At 36.5% G+C, this 20610-nt stretch carries 17 protein-coding genes; 16 read left to right on the forward strand and 1 reads right to left on the reverse strand.

What is annotated here, in order from left to right; genetic code table 11:
- Window positions 1-31 precede the first annotated feature (31 nt).
- The 6 genes from ACDF53_RS03825 to ACDF53_RS03850 all read left to right on the forward strand — a co-directional run bounded on the left by ACDF53_RS03825 (window position 32) and on the right by ACDF53_RS03850 (window position 7234).
- On the forward strand, window positions 32-1315 hold the full coding sequence (locus ACDF53_RS03825; protein WP_024063803.1) for an adenylosuccinate synthase: 1284 nt from the start codon (window positions 32-34) through the stop codon (window positions 1313-1315).
- A 540-nt stretch (window positions 1316-1855) separates the two neighbouring features.
- Complete coding sequence (locus ACDF53_RS03830) at window positions 1856-2200, forward strand: helix-turn-helix transcriptional regulator (RefSeq protein WP_009352539.1); 345 nt, start codon at window positions 1856-1858, stop codon at window positions 2198-2200.
- Between the two features lie 2 nt (window positions 2201-2202).
- A complete protein-coding gene (gene dinB / locus ACDF53_RS03835; protein ID WP_370815546.1) occupies window positions 2203-3696 on the forward strand; it encodes a DNA polymerase IV in 1494 nt (497 codons plus the stop codon).
- A 109-nt stretch (window positions 3697-3805) separates the two neighbouring features.
- The gene (locus ACDF53_RS03840) at window positions 3806-4090 is read left to right on the forward strand and encodes a hypothetical protein (RefSeq protein ID WP_316059314.1); all 285 of its coding nucleotides are present in this window, start codon (window positions 3806-3808) and stop codon (window positions 4088-4090) included.
- A 118-nt stretch (window positions 4091-4208) separates the two neighbouring features.
- Window positions 4209-5477 carry a pectate lyase gene (locus tag ACDF53_RS03845; RefSeq protein ID WP_346660530.1) on the forward strand — a complete coding sequence of 423 codons (1269 nt, stop codon included), beginning with the start codon at window positions 4209-4211 and terminating at the stop codon, window positions 5475-5477.
- A gap of 293 nt (window positions 5478-5770) precedes the next feature.
- A complete protein-coding gene (locus ACDF53_RS03850; protein WP_325191982.1) occupies window positions 5771-7234 on the forward strand; it encodes a catalase in 1464 nt (487 codons plus the stop codon).
- Between the two features lie 125 nt (window positions 7235-7359).
- Here ACDF53_RS03850 and ACDF53_RS03855 read toward each other — a convergent pair whose 3' ends face one another.
- Window positions 7360-8241, reverse strand: a complete 882-nt coding sequence (locus ACDF53_RS03855; RefSeq protein ID WP_370815547.1) for a hypothetical protein — start codon at window positions 8239-8241, stop codon at window positions 7360-7362.
- A gap of 268 nt (window positions 8242-8509) precedes the next feature.
- Here ACDF53_RS03855 and ACDF53_RS03860 point away from each other — a divergent pair, with 268 nt between their 5' ends.
- The 10 genes from ACDF53_RS03860 to ACDF53_RS03905 all read left to right on the forward strand — a co-directional run bounded on the left by ACDF53_RS03860 (window position 8510) and on the right by ACDF53_RS03905 (window position 20602).
- The gene (locus tag ACDF53_RS03860) at window positions 8510-9499 is read left to right on the forward strand and encodes a 5'-nucleotidase, lipoprotein e(P4) family (RefSeq protein ID WP_370815548.1); all 990 of its coding nucleotides are present in this window, start codon (window positions 8510-8512) and stop codon (window positions 9497-9499) included.
- Between the two features lie 327 nt (window positions 9500-9826).
- Window positions 9827-10543, forward strand: coding sequence for a site-specific DNA-methyltransferase (locus tag ACDF53_RS03865; protein WP_370815549.1), 717 nt, complete (start codon window positions 9827-9829; stop codon window positions 10541-10543).
- A 3-nt stretch (window positions 10544-10546) separates the two neighbouring features.
- Complete coding sequence (locus ACDF53_RS03870; protein ID WP_370815551.1) at window positions 10547-11617, forward strand: DNA cytosine methyltransferase; 1071 nt, start codon at window positions 10547-10549, stop codon at window positions 11615-11617.
- Window positions 11610-13808 (forward strand): AAA family ATPase, encoded by a 2199-nt coding sequence (locus ACDF53_RS03875; protein ID WP_370815553.1) that lies wholly within the window; start codon window positions 11610-11612, stop codon window positions 13806-13808. The genes ACDF53_RS03870 and ACDF53_RS03875 overlap by 8 nt, the downstream gene beginning before the upstream one ends.
- Window positions 13805-15286, forward strand: coding sequence for an LlaJI family restriction endonuclease (locus ACDF53_RS03880; RefSeq protein ID WP_370815554.1), 1482 nt, complete (start codon window positions 13805-13807; stop codon window positions 15284-15286). Before ACDF53_RS03875 ends, ACDF53_RS03880 begins: the two co-directional genes overlap by 4 nt.
- Before the next feature lie 329 nt (window positions 15287-15615).
- The gene (locus tag ACDF53_RS03885) at window positions 15616-17346 is read left to right on the forward strand and encodes a YadA-like family protein (protein WP_370815555.1); all 1731 of its coding nucleotides are present in this window, start codon (window positions 15616-15618) and stop codon (window positions 17344-17346) included.
- A gap of 256 nt (window positions 17347-17602) precedes the next feature.
- Entirely contained in the window at window positions 17603-18445 is an 843-nt protein-coding gene (locus ACDF53_RS03890; protein ID WP_370815556.1) for a DUF6630 family protein, read from the forward strand.
- 119 nt (window positions 18446-18564) lie between these two features.
- Window positions 18565-19380: a DUF2262 domain-containing protein gene (locus tag ACDF53_RS03895; RefSeq protein ID WP_370815557.1), complete on the forward strand. Its 816-nt coding sequence runs from the start codon at window positions 18565-18567 to the stop codon at window positions 19378-19380.
- Between the two features lie 38 nt (window positions 19381-19418).
- Complete coding sequence (locus tag ACDF53_RS03900) at window positions 19419-19850, forward strand: hypothetical protein (RefSeq protein WP_370815558.1); 432 nt, start codon at window positions 19419-19421, stop codon at window positions 19848-19850.
- Between the two features lie 71 nt (window positions 19851-19921).
- A complete protein-coding gene (locus ACDF53_RS03905) occupies window positions 19922-20602 on the forward strand; it encodes a hypothetical protein (RefSeq protein ID WP_370815559.1) in 681 nt (226 codons plus the stop codon).
- Window positions 20603-20610: the final 8 nt, after the last annotated feature.

Here is a 20610-nt window from a genome sequence, read left to right on the forward strand (position 1 = left end):
TTATTTAGACTTTCACATGGAGGATATAGATATGGCAACAAGTATGGTTATCGGCACTCAATGGGGTGACGAGGGTAAAGGTAAAATCGTTGACTGGATCGCGGAACGTGCAGACGTTGTAGTGCGCAGTCAAGGTGGTAATAATGCAGGTCATACTGTTGTGGTAGATGATAAAGCATTTGCTCTTCGCCTTTTACCAAGCGGCATTTTGTACGATAACAAACAAAATATCGTGGGTACTGGTGTTGTAATCGACCCTAAAGTATTGTTACAAGAAATCGAAGGCCTTGAAAAACAAGGTAAATCTGCAAAATCCCTTCATATTTCTGACCGTGCGCATGTTATCATGCCATATCATATCGCTTTAGATAATGCAGAGGAAGCATCTAAAGGTGATGCTAAAATCGGTACTACTAAAAACGGTATCGGTCCTTGCTATGCTGATAAAATTAACCGTATCGGCATCCGTATCTGCGACTTGTATGACCTTGAAACATTCAAACAAAAATTAGCATACAATGTAGAATTTAAAAATAAAATGCTTACTAAAGTTTATGATGCTGAACCAGTTAACTATGATGAAATCTTAGCGGATTACATCAAATATGCTGAAGCATTGAAACCATATGTAACAGATACTAACATCGCTGTTCTTAAAGCGGTTAAAGAGGACAAAAAGGTATTATTCGAAGGCGCTCAAGCTACTATGCTTGACCTTGACCATGGTACATATCCATTCGTAACATCCTCTCATCCAATCGCTGGTGGTGCTTCCACAGGCGCTGGTATTGGTCCAAACTACTTGAAAAATATCTTCGGCGTTGTAAAAGCTTATGCAACACGCGTTGGTGCAGGTCCATTCCCTACAGAGCTTCTTGATGAAACTGGCGACAACCTTCGTGAACTTGGTCATGAGTTCGGTACTGTAACTGGTCGTCCTCGTCGTTGCGGTTGGTTAGACCTTATGGTTGTAAAATATGCTGCTGGTCTTAACAGCTTGGATTACCTCGCTATTACACGCTTGGATATCCTTGATTCCTTCAAAGAATTGAAAATCTGCGTAGGTTACAAATTGAATGGTAAAGATGTAGAAGGCTTCCCAGCTAACTTGAAAGATCTTGAAGCATGCGAAGCTGTTTACGAAACATTGCCAGGTTGGGAAACAGATATTTCTGGTATCCGTAAATACGAAGATCTTCCTGAAAACGCTCGCAAATATGTAGAACGTATTGCAGAAGTAACAGGTGTACCTTTGGGTATCGTATCCGTTGGCCCTAACCGTAACCAAACAATCGATTTAGTAAACGTATTCTAAGCTATACCAATTTGATATAATAGGATTGCTCTAGGGTAGACTGGAATTTATCATTATAAATTCTATGGTTTTTCTACTATGCAATCGATTTATAGAATTATACAGATAAGGCCCCTCTATGAGGGGCCTTTTGTATTGAAATCTTATAATGGATAGAATGAGTATAGTTTATATCTAATCCTTTCGGTTGCTAATGTAGTGCGGTATATCGAAGTATGCTATATGGTTATTAGAAAATCGCTATATCGAAAATTCTATAGAAAATAATTGCACAAAATCTTTATATATACATTTTAGTGTATAACTAAATAAATCTATGAGATGAAAATTTATTTAAAATATTCATAGCGAATAGCCTATAGTGTGCTGAAATTAGTTTATAATGTGGTAAAATTTACTCATATATAATTATTTGGTATTCATAATAAATTATTAAGATACAAATATAAAGAAAAAAATAGATTTACATTAAGAAATAGTATATAATAGTATCAATAAGTAGATTGACATTTTTTGATACGGATTTGAGGAGTTAAAGATATGGTTGAAGTTTCTTATGAACGTTTAGCGACGATTTTTAAGGCATTAAGCGATGAAACAAGATTACACATCATCGACATGTTGTCTTGCAATGAATTATGTGCAGCTGATATTTTAGCTAGCTTCAATTTATCCCAATCTACGTTGAGCTACCATATGAAAATCTTAATTGATGCAGGTGTAGTTAACTCTCAACGTAATGGCTTATGGACACGTTACTCCATTAACGAAGCTACATTTGGCGACATTCTAGAAATCATCCCTCAATTATATAAATCTAAGGATGAGTGCATTTGTGCGCAAATTAAATACTGCCGTATTTCTGAGCACGAAAAAGAAGCGTAACAATGAGACGTTGGATTATGCATGTTGATATGGATGCATTCTTCGCGTCCATCGAACAACTGGATCATCCAGAGTATAAAGGCCACCCTGTTATCGTGGGTGGTCTTTCTTCACGTGGCGTTGTTGCTACTTGTTCCTATGAGGCTCGTAAATTTGGGGTTCATTCTGCCATGCCTATCTCGAGGGCTAAGAAATTATGTCCTGATGGAATTTATGTGTATCCGCGTATGGACCGCTACAAAGAGGTATCACATCAGATTTTTTCTATTATGAAGGAATTTACTCCCTACATTGAGACATTGTCTATCGATGAAGCCTTTCTTGAGGTAAGTGGCATGTCTACTATGTATAGTGGGCCTAAAGCGTTAGGGCGTGCCATTAAGGACCGTGTGTATGAAAAGACAGGGCTCATCATCTCGGCGGGATTAGCACCTAATAAATTTTTAGCTAAACTAGCCTCTGATTTAGACAAACCAGATGGCCTTGTAGTGATTCCTTATGGTCGTGAGAAAGAAATCTTAGCACCGTTGCCGATTAAACGCATTTGGGGCGTAGGTCCTCGTACAGAAAAAATCTTGAAAACAGGAGGCTTTCACTTAATGCGTCACATTCAAGCATTGCCTGATGAACGGAGGCTCATTCCCATTGTAGGCAATCAGGCGCGACGCATATGGGAACTGGCGAATGGTATTGATGAACGGCCAGTCGAAACAGATCGTAAAATACAATCCATCGGAGCAGAGGAAACCTATGAAGAGGACCTCGTTGATGGCAGTGCCATTGAACTTGAGTTTAGATATTTTGCCAATCGTCTATCAAAACGCTTGCGGAAACGCAATCTTTTGGGGCACACCGTATCGATTAAGGTGCGCTATGATGACTTCACTACCGTATCACGGCAGAAACGATTAGATACTCCGTCAGATCATGAGCATGTGTTCTTTGAAACAGCACTGCTTTTGTGGAACAAGCTGATGCAAGATAAGACGAGCAAGAAGCCTAAAGGGACGAAGAAAGATGTGGAAGCACTAGGGGCTACTACAAAGATAAAATCTAGGAATCTTAGCTATAATGGATCTAATTATAGTCAGTCTAATTATAGTGGAACGAACTATTGTAGCTCTAAGGGGATTGCCTTTATGAATCCTCCCGGCCCTATACGCCTATTAGGTCTTACTGTTAGTGGTCTCGATGAAGAGGTACCGATGCAGGATAGCCTCTTTGAGTCTTCTCAAAATGAAAACGAAAATAAGCTGGCTGGTGTGTTAGACTCCTTAGAATCTAAGTTCGGTGAGACTGCAGTTATGAGCGGCGCTCTATGGCAGCGCTTTCACGGAGAAAATGGGGCGCGTAGAAAGAGATCAGAACTTAAGGCCGCAGTAGATGCACAATCTACTAAAGCGGATGTGGATTCTAGTAAAGCGAATGAGACATCTGATAACATGAAAGTAGGTCTTGAAGACGATGAGGTAGGGGAGACTAACGAGGATGTATAATTCTTTACAATAGACTTATAAAGTTTATATTGAATACTTTCGCTAATATAAATGTTCATGTTACAATATGGATATAGTGTTTAGAAATTACCGCAAGAGAGGTATAGATATGAGTTTATTTCGTGTAGCCATCCATTATGGCATCAACAGCAATGGCTTCTTGTCCTATGATACAGAAGCAAAAACAGTATCCGTAGAGTTACCTGAACAAGAATGGGCCGATAAGGTTATCGCTTACTTGAACGATGAACACGCTATCGAGCATGCTACAGGTCTTGATACCTATGAACGGTTAACTGTAAAACCTTTAGAGTCTTTAGACAATTTCAAATTAGCTTTAACACGCATGTGGGAAGCCATCGACGTACAAGTCGACTGGAGCCGCCCAGCGTAAATAAAATGATACCCCTTTATAGGCCTATTGGTACTATGAAGGGGTTCTCTTATTGTTGCTATGAGGAGAATGAGGACATAGCATACTATGGTGTAGTAGAAATTAAGGAACTAGATGTATGAAAAAGATAATGATATTCTTTGGATTATTTATTACATTAATTGCTGTTATAATGATAACCTCTTTTCGTGGCTCAGCTGAAAGTCCTACCTTTATGCGTGAAGCATTACCGAAACAGGATGGATTTGCTTCTATAGGCAATGGGACTACTGGTGGTGCTAATGCTACAGAGCAGAATGTGTTTAAAGTAACAAATAAAAAAGAATTTGTATCAGCTCTTAAGAATAGGAAAAATACTACACCTAAGATTGTATTAGTCTATGGAACTATAGATTTTGATACCGATGATAATGGTAAACCATTGACTATGAAAGACTACATGGTCGATGGCTATGACTTTCAACAATATTTAGAAACTCATAAGCCGAAAAGCACAGCGCCTAAGAGTTTAAAAGATGAGCAAGAAGCAAAGCAGAAGGCGTCACAAAAGAATCAAAGTCAGTCTATTACCGTTCATGTGCCAGCCAATACAAGTATCATTGGCATGGACAATGCGAAATTAAAGGGTGTAGATTTGGTTCTAGATTCAGATAATATCATCATACGAAATATACGCTTTGAATCGCCTTATGATTATTTTCCTGCTTGGGATCCTAAGGATGGACCAGAGGGCAATTGGAATTCTCAGTATGACAGTCTTTCTATAAAAGGTGGTACACACATTTGGATAGATCATTGCTCCTTCCAAGATGGCCCTGAAACAGTAGAAAAATACTTTGGTCGTAAATATGAGCATAGAGATGGATTGGTTGATATTACCAATGAAGCTGACTATATAACGATTTCTTATTCAACATTTGAAAACCATAATAAGACTATGTTGATAGGCAATAGTGATTCAAACGTAGCAGATGAAGGAAAATTACATGTAACCTTGCATCATAATTATTTCCATAATGTAGTGCAACGCGTACCAAGAGTACGGTATGGACAGGTTCATATGTATAACAATTACTTTGCGTCAGATACTACCAATGGTGAATATGCATATGCTTACTCCCTTGGTGTTGGGAAAAACTCCCAAATCTATGCTGAAGACAATGTGGCGGATATAGCAGGTAAAGACTATACATCATTTGTGAAAGTCTTTGGAGGAAAACAACTTACTACAGTTAATAATATGTTTAACGGACAAATTATTGATACATTTAATGATACGTTAACACCTGTAGATTGGAAACCTGAACTGTTTACTAAAATAGATCCTGTAAATGAAGTAAAAGAAAATGTTTTGCATGATGCAGGGGCAGATAAAATTCATAGATGATATATTCTAGTTATATGTATAGATGGCATATGTAAGTGTTACGCCTAATAACGATGAAGACAGCCTATAGGATTGATTTCCTATAGGCTTTTCTCATGTACTGTTTCTATATGAGAGCATGTATACAAGATTTTGTATTGTACAATCGCCATTTATGTGTTATGATTTAATCGTAATTATGAATAATGATTATTAATTGATAATATTTATTGTTTTTATGTAATGCTATGCTTCATACAATTTTTAAGGTTGCATATTATTACTTATTTTTATTCTAAGTAGGAGTTTGTAACATGAGTGATGAAAAGAAACTAACAACCGCCTTTGGCGCTCCCGTACCAGATAATCGCAACTCTGCTACAGCAGGTAAACGTGGTCCTGTATTGATGCAAGATGTTTGGCTCATGGAGAAATTAGCTCATTTTGAGCGCGAAGTGATTCCTGAACGCCGCATGCATGCTAAAGGATCCGGTGCATTTGGTACTTTCACAGTAACCAATGACATTACAAAATATACAAAAGCGAAAATTTTCTCTGAAGTAGGTAAACAAACACCATTATTCGTACGTTTCTCTACAGTGGCGGGCGAACGTGGTGCGGCTGATGCGGAACGCGATATTCGTGGCTTTGCTGTAAAATTCTACACTGAAGAAGGTAACTGGGACCTTGTAGGTAACAATACACCAGTATTCTTCATCCGCGATCCATTGCAATTCCCTGATTTGAACCGCGCTGTAAAACGGAATCCGAAAACAAATCTTCGCGATGCGACAGCAAACTGGGATTTCTGGACTAGCTTGCCAGAGGCAATCCACCAAGTAACAATCGTCATGAGTGACCGTGGTATTCCTAAATCCTACCGCACAATGCATGGTTTCGGCAGTCATACATACAGTCTTATCAACGAAAACGATGAGCGTGTATGGGTTAAATTCCATTGGGTTTGCCAACAGCCGATTGAAAATCTTTCCGACGCTGAGGCGGCTAATGTGATAGCTAGTGACCGTGAAAGCCACCAACGTGACCTCTTTGAGGCTATCGAAAGAGGCGATTTTCCTAAATGGAAATTATGCATCCAAGTGATGACGGAAGAACAAGCTAACAATATGCCATACAATCCATTTGATTTAACAAAAGTATGGTATCATGACGAATTCCCATTGATTGAAGTTGGTGTGATGGAACTTAACCGCAACCCAGAAAATTATTTCCAAGATGTAGAACAAGCTGCATTTGCACCAACAACTATCATTCCAGGCATATCTTTCTCTCCTGATAGAATGCTTCAAGGTCGTTTGTTCTCTTATGCCGATGCGCAACGCTATCGTCTAGGGGCAAATTATTATCAAATCCCTGTTAATGCCGCTAAATGCCCTGTAAATATCTACCATCGTGATGGACAAGGCCGTGTAGATGGTAACCATGGCTCTACTATTGGTTATGCACCAAATAGTTTTGGCGAATGGGCTGAACAACCACAATTCAAAAACCCTGGCCTAGACGTATCTGGTGCAGCATACCAATACGACTTCTACGAAGACGATTCCGATTTCTATACACAACCAGGTAAATTGTTCCGTCTCATGAGCCCAGAAAAACAACAAATCTTGTTTGAAAATACAGCTGCCGCTATGGATGGTGTACCTGATTTCATCAAAGAACGCCATGCAAAACATTGCTACCAATGCGATCCAGCTTATGGTGAAGGCGTAGCTAAAGCCTTGGGCATGAACATCGATTTCAGCGATGTAAAATAAACTAATAAATCTCTCAAACTTATAAATCCCTTACAAAACTCTCTTAAACTAAGACGAAGCCCCACCTCGCTATGTAGCTCATAGTAAGGTGGGGCTTTTGTCATGGTGAGTGTATTTAAATATTATTAATCAAATTTTTTATTTGTTAGGTCTTGATACATAAGCTTAGCGATTTCATACTGTGGATCACCAGCTTGTAATTGGTGGGATGGTAGCTTAAATACAGCTTCAGCTCTTTCCTCTTTCTTAATATCGATACCCTTTACATCTTCGGACCGACTTATGGAAATGGTATGTGTTGTGGGATTAATGAAGTATGCATTTACATCGATGCTGAAAGCTTTGTTTTCGTCTTTTCTCATGATTACACGTAGAATCATAGCTGAAATAGCAGTAGTGCCATCTTTCTCACCTAACAGCTGCTTAGATGTGTAGTCTACATAATCTGCATAGACATAAATATTGCCAGGTTTAGCCTTGTCATAATCTTGTGTATAAGCCTCCACTAAACGCAAATCAAGTTGTCTGCCGAATGGTCTAGAGAACATTTCACTTTGTAATACGCGTGTTTCGCTTACAGGTGGATAGGACGGTATGGGTGTTAAACCTTTTAGCATATATGTGCGTGTTTCGTCTTTTCTTTTAGCCTGACGTTCTGCAGTGACCTTGTCTAAGCGTTTACGTTCTTTTAACATGGCCTTTTCTTGTTCTTCTTTAGTTTTGTAAGTTTTTACGGATACAACACGGTTACCAGACATAGTCACTGTTGAATAGACGGGCTTATCTTTAGTAGGTTTTCCCTTAGACGCATCAAGCGTAGATTGCACTATGGCTGGAGTTGCGCTTTCAATAGAACTTTTTAGCTCTGGAATATTAGAATAATCCATATCAACCACTACAGCGTCTGTGCTTTCACTTGGCTGTACAGGTGTAGCCCCGTACGCAGATGATATAGCCAATATAGCTAATAGTGAACTGGTAATAATCGATCCTTTACATACTTTCATTACATATACCTCTTTTTATAAGAACTCTCTAATACTATCAACAGCTGTATTATAGCATATTCTTTGTGTAGATAGATTTAGAGATGTATTTACGTATCTCTAAAAGAGTGTATACAGCTACCTAAATTGAATTGACTGGAGATATTATGTATAGGTTCTTTATTATTTTGGGAATACATACAAATCCATAGAGGGATTTTGCATAACTATGTAGAATTACATTATGTATTGTATGTATACAGAGAGCCAATGTGGATAGGAGGCAATTATGAAACGTAGTAGTTTAGCATGGTACGTAGCGGTGGCTTGTCTTGGTGGTAGTCTTTGCGTAGGTTCTGTAGTGCAGGCGGATTCTCTGACGACGGTGAAAGCAAATCCTGTAGTTCCTACAGTGATGGTAACGCAGGTTCAATCAACTCAACCGACTAATAGTATAGTGGCTACGAATACGGTAGATAATACTGTAGCTGCTAACAGTGAGCCCACAAAAGCTGCAGTAGTACTAGATGAGCAGGCAGCACTGAAGCAAAAACAGCAGTATCAAGCCGAAACAGAAACAATGGGTCTCTTATGGATGCGTACCTCTGCGGAGTACAGAGCTCTGGCGTATCAAGGGTACAATGTGGCGCTAAATCTTGTTAAGATGGCCGTTACTGATCCATCTCATCAAAGAAAACCTCTTGCTATCGTTCTTGATGCGGACGAAACCGTAGTGGATAATACTAAACTGATGGGTGAAAGCGTTGCTAATGGCAATGGTCGCTTCGATTCTCCTTGGTGGCGTCAAGCTGTGCATCAAGGTAAATCACAAGCGATGCCAGGCGCTGCTGAATTTCTAAATGAAGTACATAAACAAGGTGTTGAAATATTCTACGTTTCAAATCGATATGCACCTGTTAACTATGATGCAACAGTACAAAACTTTAAGGAACTAGGATTCCCATCTGTCGATAAAGACCATGTACTACTATTTGAAAAAGACTCAGACAAACAACCTCGTTTTGATGCAATCACTAAGAAATACAACGTCATTTTGTTTATGGGGGATAATGCCGGTGACTTCCCAATTGGTACAAAAGGTAAGACCTTAGCTGAAAGAAATGCTATCATCGATGAACATAAAGAAGACTTTGGTACTACCTTTGTTGTATTCCCAAATCCTTCCTACGGATCCTGGGTTAGTGCATTAGCAAAAGGCTACCAAAACCTTAGCCCAGAAGAACAAAAACAAGTGAATAACCAATACCTACAACAATAAGGACGCCTTGCGTATACTTTATTAAAAACGATATAATAAAGTATACATGCGTCTATAGCTCAGTAGGATAGAGCAGCAGTTTCCTAAACTGCGTGTCACTGGTTCGATTCCCTCTAGGCGCGCCAACTGAAATCTATTAGACATAAGGCTTTAAATGCCTTGTGTCTTTTTGTTTTACCATTTAATATTGTTATAAATAGGTAACCTTGTATTTATAGTGTGTTTTTTATATTATAAAAAGATTGATAGTATTTTTGTATAATGAAGGGTGCAAATAAACAATTTGTACAATTAATTATTATGGACCCATTTAGGAAGGCTAATATAGTGTTAGAAACGAAGTTATATAATGAAGATTGTATAGTAGCAATGAAAAAAATTGATACAAACTCTATTGATCTAATTATCACAGATCCTCCTTATAATTTGGGAAATTTTATGAGAAACCGCGATACAAATCTTAGTAAAATGAGAGATAATTTTTTTGGATCAGCAGGCTGGGATGATATGGACTTTTCGGAATGGGAAAAATCTATGGACTGTTTTTTTGAAGAGTCAGCTAGAGTTATAAAAAAAGGCGGTTCAATGATTGTCTTTATGGCTATTATAAAGGTAGAGACAATTATAAGATTAGCTCAGAAGCATGGATTTTATTATAAGACAACGGGGATTTGGCATAAAACTAATCCTATGCCAAGAAATATGAACCTACACTTTGTGAATTCTACTGAGGCTTGGATATATTTTACGTATAAAAAGAGAACGGGTGTTTTTAATAATCAGGGAAGACTTATTCATGATTTTATCGAAACTTCGGTTACCCCTAATGGTGAGAGACGATATGGAAAGCATCCTACGCAGAAACCCGAAATTTTAATACAACACTTTATTGATGTTCTATCTAATGAAGGGGATTGTGTACTTGATCCATTTATGGGAAGTGGAACTACAGGTGTTGTAGCACAGAAAAATAATCGACAATTTATTGGAATTGAGTTAGATAAAAAGTATTTTGATATAGCTGTTTCTAGAATAAAAGGATAACTTATGAAACCTACTGTTATAGATTTGTTTGCAGGCGTAGGAGGACTTTCATTGGGATTTGAGATGGAAGGGTTTGATATATTATTAGCAAATGAGTTTGATCAATCAATTGCGACTGCATATAAGGAGAATCACAAGAGAACAAACGTTGTTGTGGGCGATATAACTTCTTTAGATTTGAGCAAAGTATTTGGAGAATATGTTAATAAAATAGATGTAGTAATAGGTGGACCACCTTGTCAAGGATTCTCACAAAAGGGGAAAAGAAAAACAATAAATGATGAAAGAAATTTTTTATTTAAACATTATGTTGAAGTAGTAAAATTCGTAAAGCCTAAATATTTTGTAATGGAGAATGTTCCTAATTTATTAACAGCAGAGAAAGGTTTCTTCCTTAATGAAATTAAGGGGTTGTTTAAGGGCTATGGATACTCTATACGATATGGCATTCTGAATGCAGCAGACTATGGGGTACCACAAAATCGTAGAAGAGCCATTATTATTGGAAAATATTTAGCGACTCCACCTGAATTGCCCTTACCGTGTAAGCAAAAGGTTACTATTTGGGATGCGATAAGTGACTTAGCATATCTTGAATCTGGTGAAGGTGAATTTGAACAGGAATACCGAAATTCACCTAAGAGTGATTATGAAAAGAAAATGCGTAAAGGATCTAAAATCCTATATAATCATATGGCAACAAAACACTCTGCATTGGCATTAGAGCGTTTATCATTGATTCCTCCAAATGCGGGGAAAGAAGTACTTCCAAAGGAACATATTACGAAGTCTGTATATAGTGGGACTTGGAGTAGAATGAAACAGAATGATGTCGCAGTAACAATAACAACTAGATTTGATACTCCTTCCTCTGGAAAATTTACTCACCCATTTTTAAATAGAGCTATTACTGTAAGAGAGGCGGCTAGATTACAATCTTTTCCTGATACTTTTAAGTTTATTGGCAGTAAAATGTCCCAAATGAAGCAAGTTGGAAATGCTGTTCCGCCGTTATTAGCTAGAAAAATAGCACGTGTAATTATGCATGATATAAAGAGAGATAATAATGAATAGACCAAACCCTTTGACTATATATCCTGATATTGATTTAAAATTAGGGATAAAATCTTCATTCCCTAATATTAGAAGTGCTTTAGCTATGATTATTTTCCTATGGGTCGTTTCTGATTCTCCAGGAGAATTAGAGTATTCAGTTCAAGATAAGGATCAGATTATTTTAACTAATGATTTAAGTGAAAAAATAATTAGTATGATAGATACTTTTGAAATTATAAGTATTGATAAAGATAATCTATTGAGTAATCTTAATGCAAACCCAATATTTACAGCGCAAATAGAATCTTTAATTGTTGCTTTTGAGTTGATTTGGAGATTGGCTAAAGTCGAATTTTTAGATAGTTCTAAGCCCTATAGTGCTGAGAGAACAGGAAGGGTTAGATACCCTAAAAAATTAATATATACAATCAATATAGACATTATTAATTCTTTGATTGAAACTGATAGAGAGCTATATTTAGGTGTGTTGTTATATTGGTTAGGTGTTGAAAAAGATTATAGTCAACAAGATAATTATGCAAACCGTTTGAAACAAGCAGAAAAGAATTTGATAGAGATAATAACTGTATTATCTGAACCTGCCGTATTTAAACTTGTAGATAATAATAAGGATATTATTTTTAATTTGGATAGCATATATAGAAAAATTCTTGATGCTAATGGACCAATAGATATTAATGGTGATGAAGAGCCTAAGGGCTCATTAAGAATATTAAAGTCATTGTTAAAGGATAACTTAAATTCTTTTTTAGAGTATTCCAATAATGTAGTTGATATTGTGCCTAATAGAGTTATTGATTTACAGAAATATGAGAGCAGAGTTAGATGTTTTTTGCGTTTATCTTCTAACAATATTAATACTAGTTACTCCAATCAATCTAATGTAGATTCAGCCATTAGTTCAAAATTAGATGAGCCTATCTATATCGATAATAATATATCTAGACAACGAATTTTTTTTGGCGCACCAGGGACAGGGAAATCTTATGCATTAAAGCTAGAAGCAGAGGCTCTAGTTAGCAATAATGATGAACAGATTGAAAGAATAACATTTCATCCAGATTATACGTATGCAAATTTTGTAGGTTCTTATAAACCGATTATGAAGACAAGTAAATTGGATGGATTAGATGAAGATACGAAAAATGTTATCTCAGTATTACTAGATGAGACTAAGACTACACAAGAAAAATATGATGCTCTTGTAGAAACCTTTCAAAATAATAATGATTTGACACGGTTACCTGCTCTTTTAGGATTATATTTTGATGATGAGTTCACAACGATTAAGCAAGATGGAACTCAGGCTGCCAATAATAATTCAGTTGAACGGAATCATGGTAGAGCATTGCGGAAGTATGTCCGATTAATGTCGAAAGATTCTTATAAAGAGAAAATTGCATATGAATACGTTCCAGGCCCATTTATGCGAACTTTAGTGAAAGCATTACAAAATCCAGATAAACCCTATGTATTAATCATTGAAGAGATTAATCGTGCCAATGTTGCCGCAGTATTTGGAGATGTATTCCAACTTCTTGATAGAGATAATAATGGACAGAGTGAATATAGTATTAATACAACCAATGATATGCGAGGGTATTTACAACGTCAATTAGGTGTTGCTATAGATGTTAATACTATTAAAATACCATCAAATATGTTTATATGGGCTACGATGAATAGTGCTGATCAAGGTGTATATCCTATGGATACAGCATTTAAACGTCGATGGAATTTTTCATATTATGGTATTGATGATGGGGAAGATAAGTTATCCGATATTTCTACTAAGCCAAAATTTAAACTTGGACAATCGAATACATTAATTTCGTGGAATAGCCTGCGTAAGGCAATCAATGATGAGTTATCTACAGAAGCTTATAGTATTAATGAGGATAAACTGATGGGTCCATTCTTCTTGAAAGAGTCTACAATACAAGATAATGATAGCTTTAAAGAAGTATTTAAAAATAAGGTATTAATGTACTTATTTGATGATGTAGTTAAACAAAAAAGAAGATTGTTCTTTAAGTGTGAAGGTAATTGCCGATACTCATCTATTTGTAGTGCTTTTGATGAGATTGGGATAGAAATTTTCCCAGAGGGTGTTGTCAATTCTAAATGGTTAGAAAATAAAGAAGAAACAATATTGGAAGATAGTGAAACGAAGGTCTCAGAGGTATGAAGTCGGTTTATATCCGTGAAAGGAAACCTTACACAAAGTCAGAGTTGATGACATTGTTTTCTGAGATAGATAGTAATCAATTAGATCTATTCATTAGAAATCTCAAGGTTTATGGGATTTTAAAGTCAGTTAAAGGTATGCCTAAGAATTTAGAGTTATCAAATCTTGTTACATTGGATGAAGAGCTAGTTGATGGAATTGATGGTCAAGATAACTCTTGTTATGTGTTTAACTATGTAGGTATTATAATTATTGAAGGCTATTTGTTATGTTGTTATCCTAAATACTTATTTTCACATGATAATAAGGATGATAAAACTGAATGTAGAAAGTTATTAAAACAAGTTCTTAAAGTTTTACATCGATATAATACAAATAATCAATCTATACAACTATATAGTGAGAGTAACCAATTGGCAGCATTTAGTAGAATAGCATTAATCATAGCTTTGTTAGATGACTATTTTCAAAATGGGATTTATATCAATACACAGAGCACACATGAACTCAATGGTGATGGCGAAATCAATTGGAATCGAACAATTGACTTTATTCATCCCCTTTGGCAAGAGGAGGAACCTTATTATATAAATTTTTGGACACGAAAGAATATCATTGATGATGACAATTTTATTCAGCGTATTCATGAGTGTTTGCTTACTAAGTGTAGTCGTGAACTTGAAGAAATATCCTTGATGGATTTATTGGACATGCATGGGGTTTATTTGACAGACTTTTTATTAGATGATTTTGGTGATCAAGAATACATTCTTCATCGTATTTTCAATGAGCTTAATACCGAATTTAACTCTCGAAAACAGTATGTACTAAAACTTATGGCTGCCTTGTTGCTGGAGAATACATCAGTAAGTGATACTGATAGCATTGCTTTATTTGGGACAACTAGTTTTAATTTAGTATGGGAAACTGTTTGCGCAGATGTTTTTGATAATAAGCTTGTGGCCCCTTTGTTATCATTGCCATTATTACAACCATTAAAAATTCCTAGTGATATGGAGGATAATAATCCTAAGACGTTAAAAGATTTAATAGAACGTCCCAAATGGGTATCTAAAGATAGTAATACAACTTTTTCAGATACGCTAATACCAGATTTAATTTCTGTAGAAAGATATAATAATGAATGTATCTTTGTTATTTTAGATGCCAAATATTATACGATGTATTTAAAAAATAATAAGGTAGAGGGCCAACCAGGTATCGGAGATATTACAAAACAATATTTATATCAATTAGCATATAAATCTTTTATTGAGTTGAATAATATACATAAGGTGAAAAATTGTTTTTTGATGCCTACTGAAAAAAATAATATTAATTGTGTAGGCTATGTTCAAATAGAAATGCTTGATAAAATTGGGTTAGAATGTATTCAAGTACGTGAACTTCCTGCACATAGAATGTTTGAATATTATTTGCAAAGAAAAAAGATGCCTATAAGTGAATTGAATTTGTAAATAACGAAAGACATAAACATAAAAATTATATATCTTTTTATGTTTATGTCTTTTTAGGAGCCAAGATTTAAATCTTGGCTCTTTTTTTGTGTCTTTAGACTGCTTTGTGGAGCGGTCGTGAAGCATAAATTTATTTATTTTACTGGAAATTTGCATTTTCTTGCATTTCTTATGAGCTAGAATTATAATATTAGAGTAATATTCATACTTTATTCATGTTAAATCATGAATAGTGCATAGAGGGGTGCTATACGATTCAGGTTTCATTAGGTAACTTTGAATCTTTTTTTGAGTGTATTGTTTTTGTTGTCTTAAAAGGGGTACAACCTATGAAAAAAGAATTGCTTTTAACGGCTATGATTACCGCCAGTGTTACTACAACAGCGTTTGCTGCATCTAATTTAGATATTAGCGCTGCAACTGCTGCGCCATTAAACATGCAAAATTCTATTGCGTATGGTGGGGATAATAAAGTTGAGCAGGATATGTTCTCCCCTGTAAAAAATATATTGCTTGGTGGAGACAAGAATACAGTTCGATCTTCCGCTAATGATACGATCACCTCTGGTACTAATAATACTGTATCTGGCCCAGGCAGTATCGTATCAGGTTGGTATAATAAAAACTCTGCTACTCACAGCTTGGTAGTAGGTACTAGCAATACTGTTGGCGGTACTAATAATATCGCAGGTGGTTTTAACCATATTAATAATGACAATGCAATTAACTCTTTATTAATTGGTAACCGTAATAGTATTGATGGTCAGAACTCTGTAGCTTTGGGCATGAATAACACCATTAAAGGCAATAATGCTTTGGTAGGTGGTACTGGTGCCAAGGTTCAAGGTAACAATGCTATTGCCTTTGGTGACAGTGCGAAAGCAACATACAACGATGCGTATGCTATTGGTCGTAAAGCTGAAGCAACTGCTCAAAATACTGTTGCTATCGGTAATAATGCAAAGGCCAATAACGATATGGGTACAGCGATTGGTTATAATGCAAAAGCAAAAAATGATTATGCTACAGCAGTAGGTTATAGCTCTACAGGTTCTGGTAATCAGTCCTCTGCGTTTGGGTTTAATGCAGAAGCAACGGCTATGAATACGACTGCAGTTGGTTCTTATGCAAATGCTAGTGGTGCGTACTCCACAGCGTTAGGCTTTAAAACAGTGGCTTCTAATGAAGATGCTGTAGCATTAGGTAATTATTCAACTAGTGCTGGTAAAAGTGCCTTTGCTGCTGGTACATTAGCGAATGCAGCAGAAAAGGACTCCTTAGCAATCGGCCATAGCGCAACTACAACAAAGGAAAACGGCATTGCTATCGGTACAAATGCGATGGCTGCTACAGACAATAGCATTGCATTAGGTGCTAAGTCTGTTACTGCTACAGCAGTGTCTACTAATTCTGGTGTTATCGGCGGCAGAACTTATAACTTTGCTGGTGGAAATGCGGTTGGCACATTGAGCATTGGTGATAGTGGTGCAGAACGTACGATTACAAATGTAGCAGCAGGCCGTGTATCTGCTACATCTACTGATGCAGTTAATGGCTCCCAACTACATGCCATTAAAGACGTGGTAGATAATCATGAAAACCGTATCACTACTATAGAAGGTGATATTAATACATTAAATAATCGTATTATTAATGGCGGCGCTAATAGCTTAAATGAAGCTAAAGCGTATACTGATGAACAAGTATCTAGTGTAGCGGCCGCTTCTGCAGCGCTTGCTGGTTTACATCCATTAGATTTCGATAAACATGATAAATGGTCCTACTCCGTTGGCTTTGGTAACTATAAAAATGCTAATGCAGCGGCGTTAGGTGCCTTCTACCGTCCTAATAAAAACACAATGTTTAATGCTGCCACTACCGTTGGTAATGGTCGTAACACTATCAGCTTAGGTGCTAATTTCAAATTTGGTAAAAGCTCCGAAGAGGTAACTACTGAAGAGGCGGCACAACTCAAGAAAGATATGAAAGACCTATCTGAAAAGTATAATGAATTAGCACAAAAATATAATGAATTGGCAGCTAAATTAGAATCTAAATAAATTAGAACCTAAATAAGAATCTAAATAAGAATCTAAATAGTGTGATTAATACCCCTATAAGACGTATCTTGTAGGGGTATTTTTTTCTATTAAATATGAAAGTACAGTGTCTATATAATATGTATTTCTTTTAAATGTAAAAGTACGGTGCTTTTATTATAAGTATTCCTTAATAATGCTATAATTAAGATATATATTAAGACATTAATTAAGATATGTATTACATATAAGTTGCAGTATATAGTGGAGAGTATATATGAGCTTTTACAATTGGATTCAAGAAAAACTTTTCGACAATTACGAAGAATGGCGTATGAAGAGCCCTGATTATAATCGAAATGGTTTTAATATCGTAGGTATAGATAATACCCTCAAGGCTATGGAAGATGGATTTTTCATGTATATGGAGCTATACCCACCTCATGCCATCGATGGATGTACAGCCATGAAAGCACGTGTAGGTAAAAAGCAGGATGCAGTAGATTTATTCTTAGATATAGATGGCAAGACTTATCGTATGGCTGATGTAAGTTATCCTGACGCAGTGAAGATGATGCGAGCTTTTGTGAAAAAACGCAGAGTACCTGATTGTAGTTTGTGTGTAGAAGTAGCGTATCAAGATATCGATCAGATGCGATCTACATTTACAGAGTTAGCAACGTTGTTGCTAGGCGATGCTAAACAAGCCAAATCATTCATGTCCAAAGCAAAGTTACATTCCATGGAAGAACTAGAAGATAGCTGGTGGAATCTCTATGAGAAGTTGCTATCTACTGGTCGTGCTGTAGAGTTATCTTTGAAAATCGAATTAGAGGATTTTCTTTATCATGTGCAGAAGTTAATCCATAATAAAAATTTATCTACTGGTGAAAATTTAACTGGCGATGTATCTATTGATACAGCCGCATTTGATGACAGTCAATGTATTGGGGACTGGTGCGCACATTTTAATTCCACGTGGAAAAACCATAAGTTAGTAGGTATGGACATCGGTACAGATAGTTTGGTGCTCATGGTACTTTCAAATGAGGAATTTAAAAGAGCCCAAGAACTAGCGAAAGAATTATTACATAGAATCGATGTAGCTGAACGTTTGTGATATAACGAAAATTATAATGTAGTGGCACGATTATAATGTGGCCGTATCTATAAAAAGGTTGTAATTCTTAACTGTAAACAATTTGCACTGTATAAATGTGATGAATAGGAGAGAGTATTATGAGTATTGTACGTCTACCAGAATATGAAGCCGAGTTTGAGCCGGAAGTGTTTGAGATTTATGCATTGCCGCGTAGTGATGCAAATGGGGCTAGTCCTTATTTAGATAAGTACCATAGACCATTAGTGTTTACCGATGCTATCCTAGATACCCGAACTGGCGTGCTTGACCGTAGCGAAGGCATTTTGACGTGGATTATTGAGGGCCTTGATGATAGATGGGGTTATTCTTTTGAGCCCCATGGTGTCTATAAACTATTAGTTAAGAAAGTAAAACCTGTAGAGGATATAGGCTATATGCGTCCCTCTTGGAATAATCGTTATTATGTGCTCGAGGTGTTAGAGGAACATGCTAAACATAGCGAGTTAGAGGCGTTGTCGGCTTATTTGAAAACCCCTAAATATCTTCATACTGATAGGGGTGACTTCCTGCTAAATCGAGAGTATCAATATTACACAGCGAGAATTGATGATTATGCATTCACCCTTGATGTAGACGAGGGTTCTGATGAAAGCTGCACAGTGGCATTGGCGGCTTTCAATAAAATCGATAATTTCAAAGCATTTGAGCAACGAATTAGTACTTATATTAGTGAGACCTTATTAGATCTCGCTAATGATTGGCTCGATAATGATGACCAAGATCCGATTACGGCAGAAATATTTGCCAAGCGTATTACGATGGGCGAATTGGCGTTTCGCAATGATGGTACCATAGAGGTCTATTATGACGATGACGATATTTTCTGGGGACACTGCATCATAGCCAATATTGATGCGGATGGGAACCCTGTTGATGCGGATATTGCAGGATAATGAACTAGTGGAGTGTGGCGAACTAGTGGGGTATCATAATGATAAAATCTGAATTAATGACATTATGGAACGTTGAAAGCTGGACTGTAGAACCGTATGGGGTTTACTTTGTATCTCGCCGATTGGGCACCAATCGTTTAGAGAATGTAGGACAAGTCTTTCAAAAACTTAATTTTAGTTGCACCAATTATACTGAGGCTGAGGTGTTTTCACTACCACTGTGGGAGCAATTATATGTTGAATTAGATGAATTAGATCAACTAGCGCAGGAAATCATACAACAGGAAATACCGCAAGAAGAGTCTATTGTACTAACCTTAACGGATATAATGTTAGATAAATCAGGTTGTTACGACGCATTTGCACTAGGCTATGATGTGGGAGAATCCCCAGCAGGACATCTATATATTTTGGTTCCTTTTGATGAAAGCTTTACGGCTCAACAAGATGTGATATACGAAACCTTATAGAGTTGTTTTACAGTGGTGATACTGGTGTTGTATTCTACCTAAAAATATAAGTGATATGCAGGAGAGAGACTATGGAAGATATGTATACATTAGTCAAAGATTTCTTTAGTCATGATATGGATTTAGATGATTTATTTGATTCTGAGGCTATTATCTGGATTGACTGGCGCGAGGATGACGAAGATGTGGTGAACTATTTCAATGATATGATGGATGAGCCTATCCATATTCAAACCGTTAGTAATGGCAAGCCTTATGGTGACGATATTGTGCTACAAAAGGACGATAAAGAACTCTTAATTCCTTACGGTGATGAGAAAGATCGGGATGTAACTATCAAATACTTCAACGACTTCGTTCAGCCTGATTATGAGGTGCGTTGGTTTACTGAAAGCCTTGGAAACGATACGCTTGGGTTTACCGTGCTTTCAGGGGCAGAATGGGCTAAATTAAACGACGAATTTGGGGTAGATACGGTTCGTTACTATTTTGAACCTATCAATCTTGAAAGTAACATGTTTAATCTCGATATGGACGAAGTATTTGCATTACTGGCATTACGAGAAAATAGTGACGGTGTGAATACTGACTTTAGTGTACAGTTAGATTGGATTACAATCATAAACAAAGAAAAAGCCTTAACTGAACAAAAAGAAAACGGACAAATAGACTTAAAGCAATATGTGGCCGCTAAAAAAGAAATTCAAAAGATTAAAGATGAGTTTGTAGCAGCTCATGGTGAGATGGATTAAGGCAATCA

The sequence above is a fragment of the Veillonella sp. genome, from assembly GCF_041333735.1.
Taxonomy (GTDB): Bacteria; Bacillota; Negativicutes; order Veillonellales; family Veillonellaceae; genus Veillonella.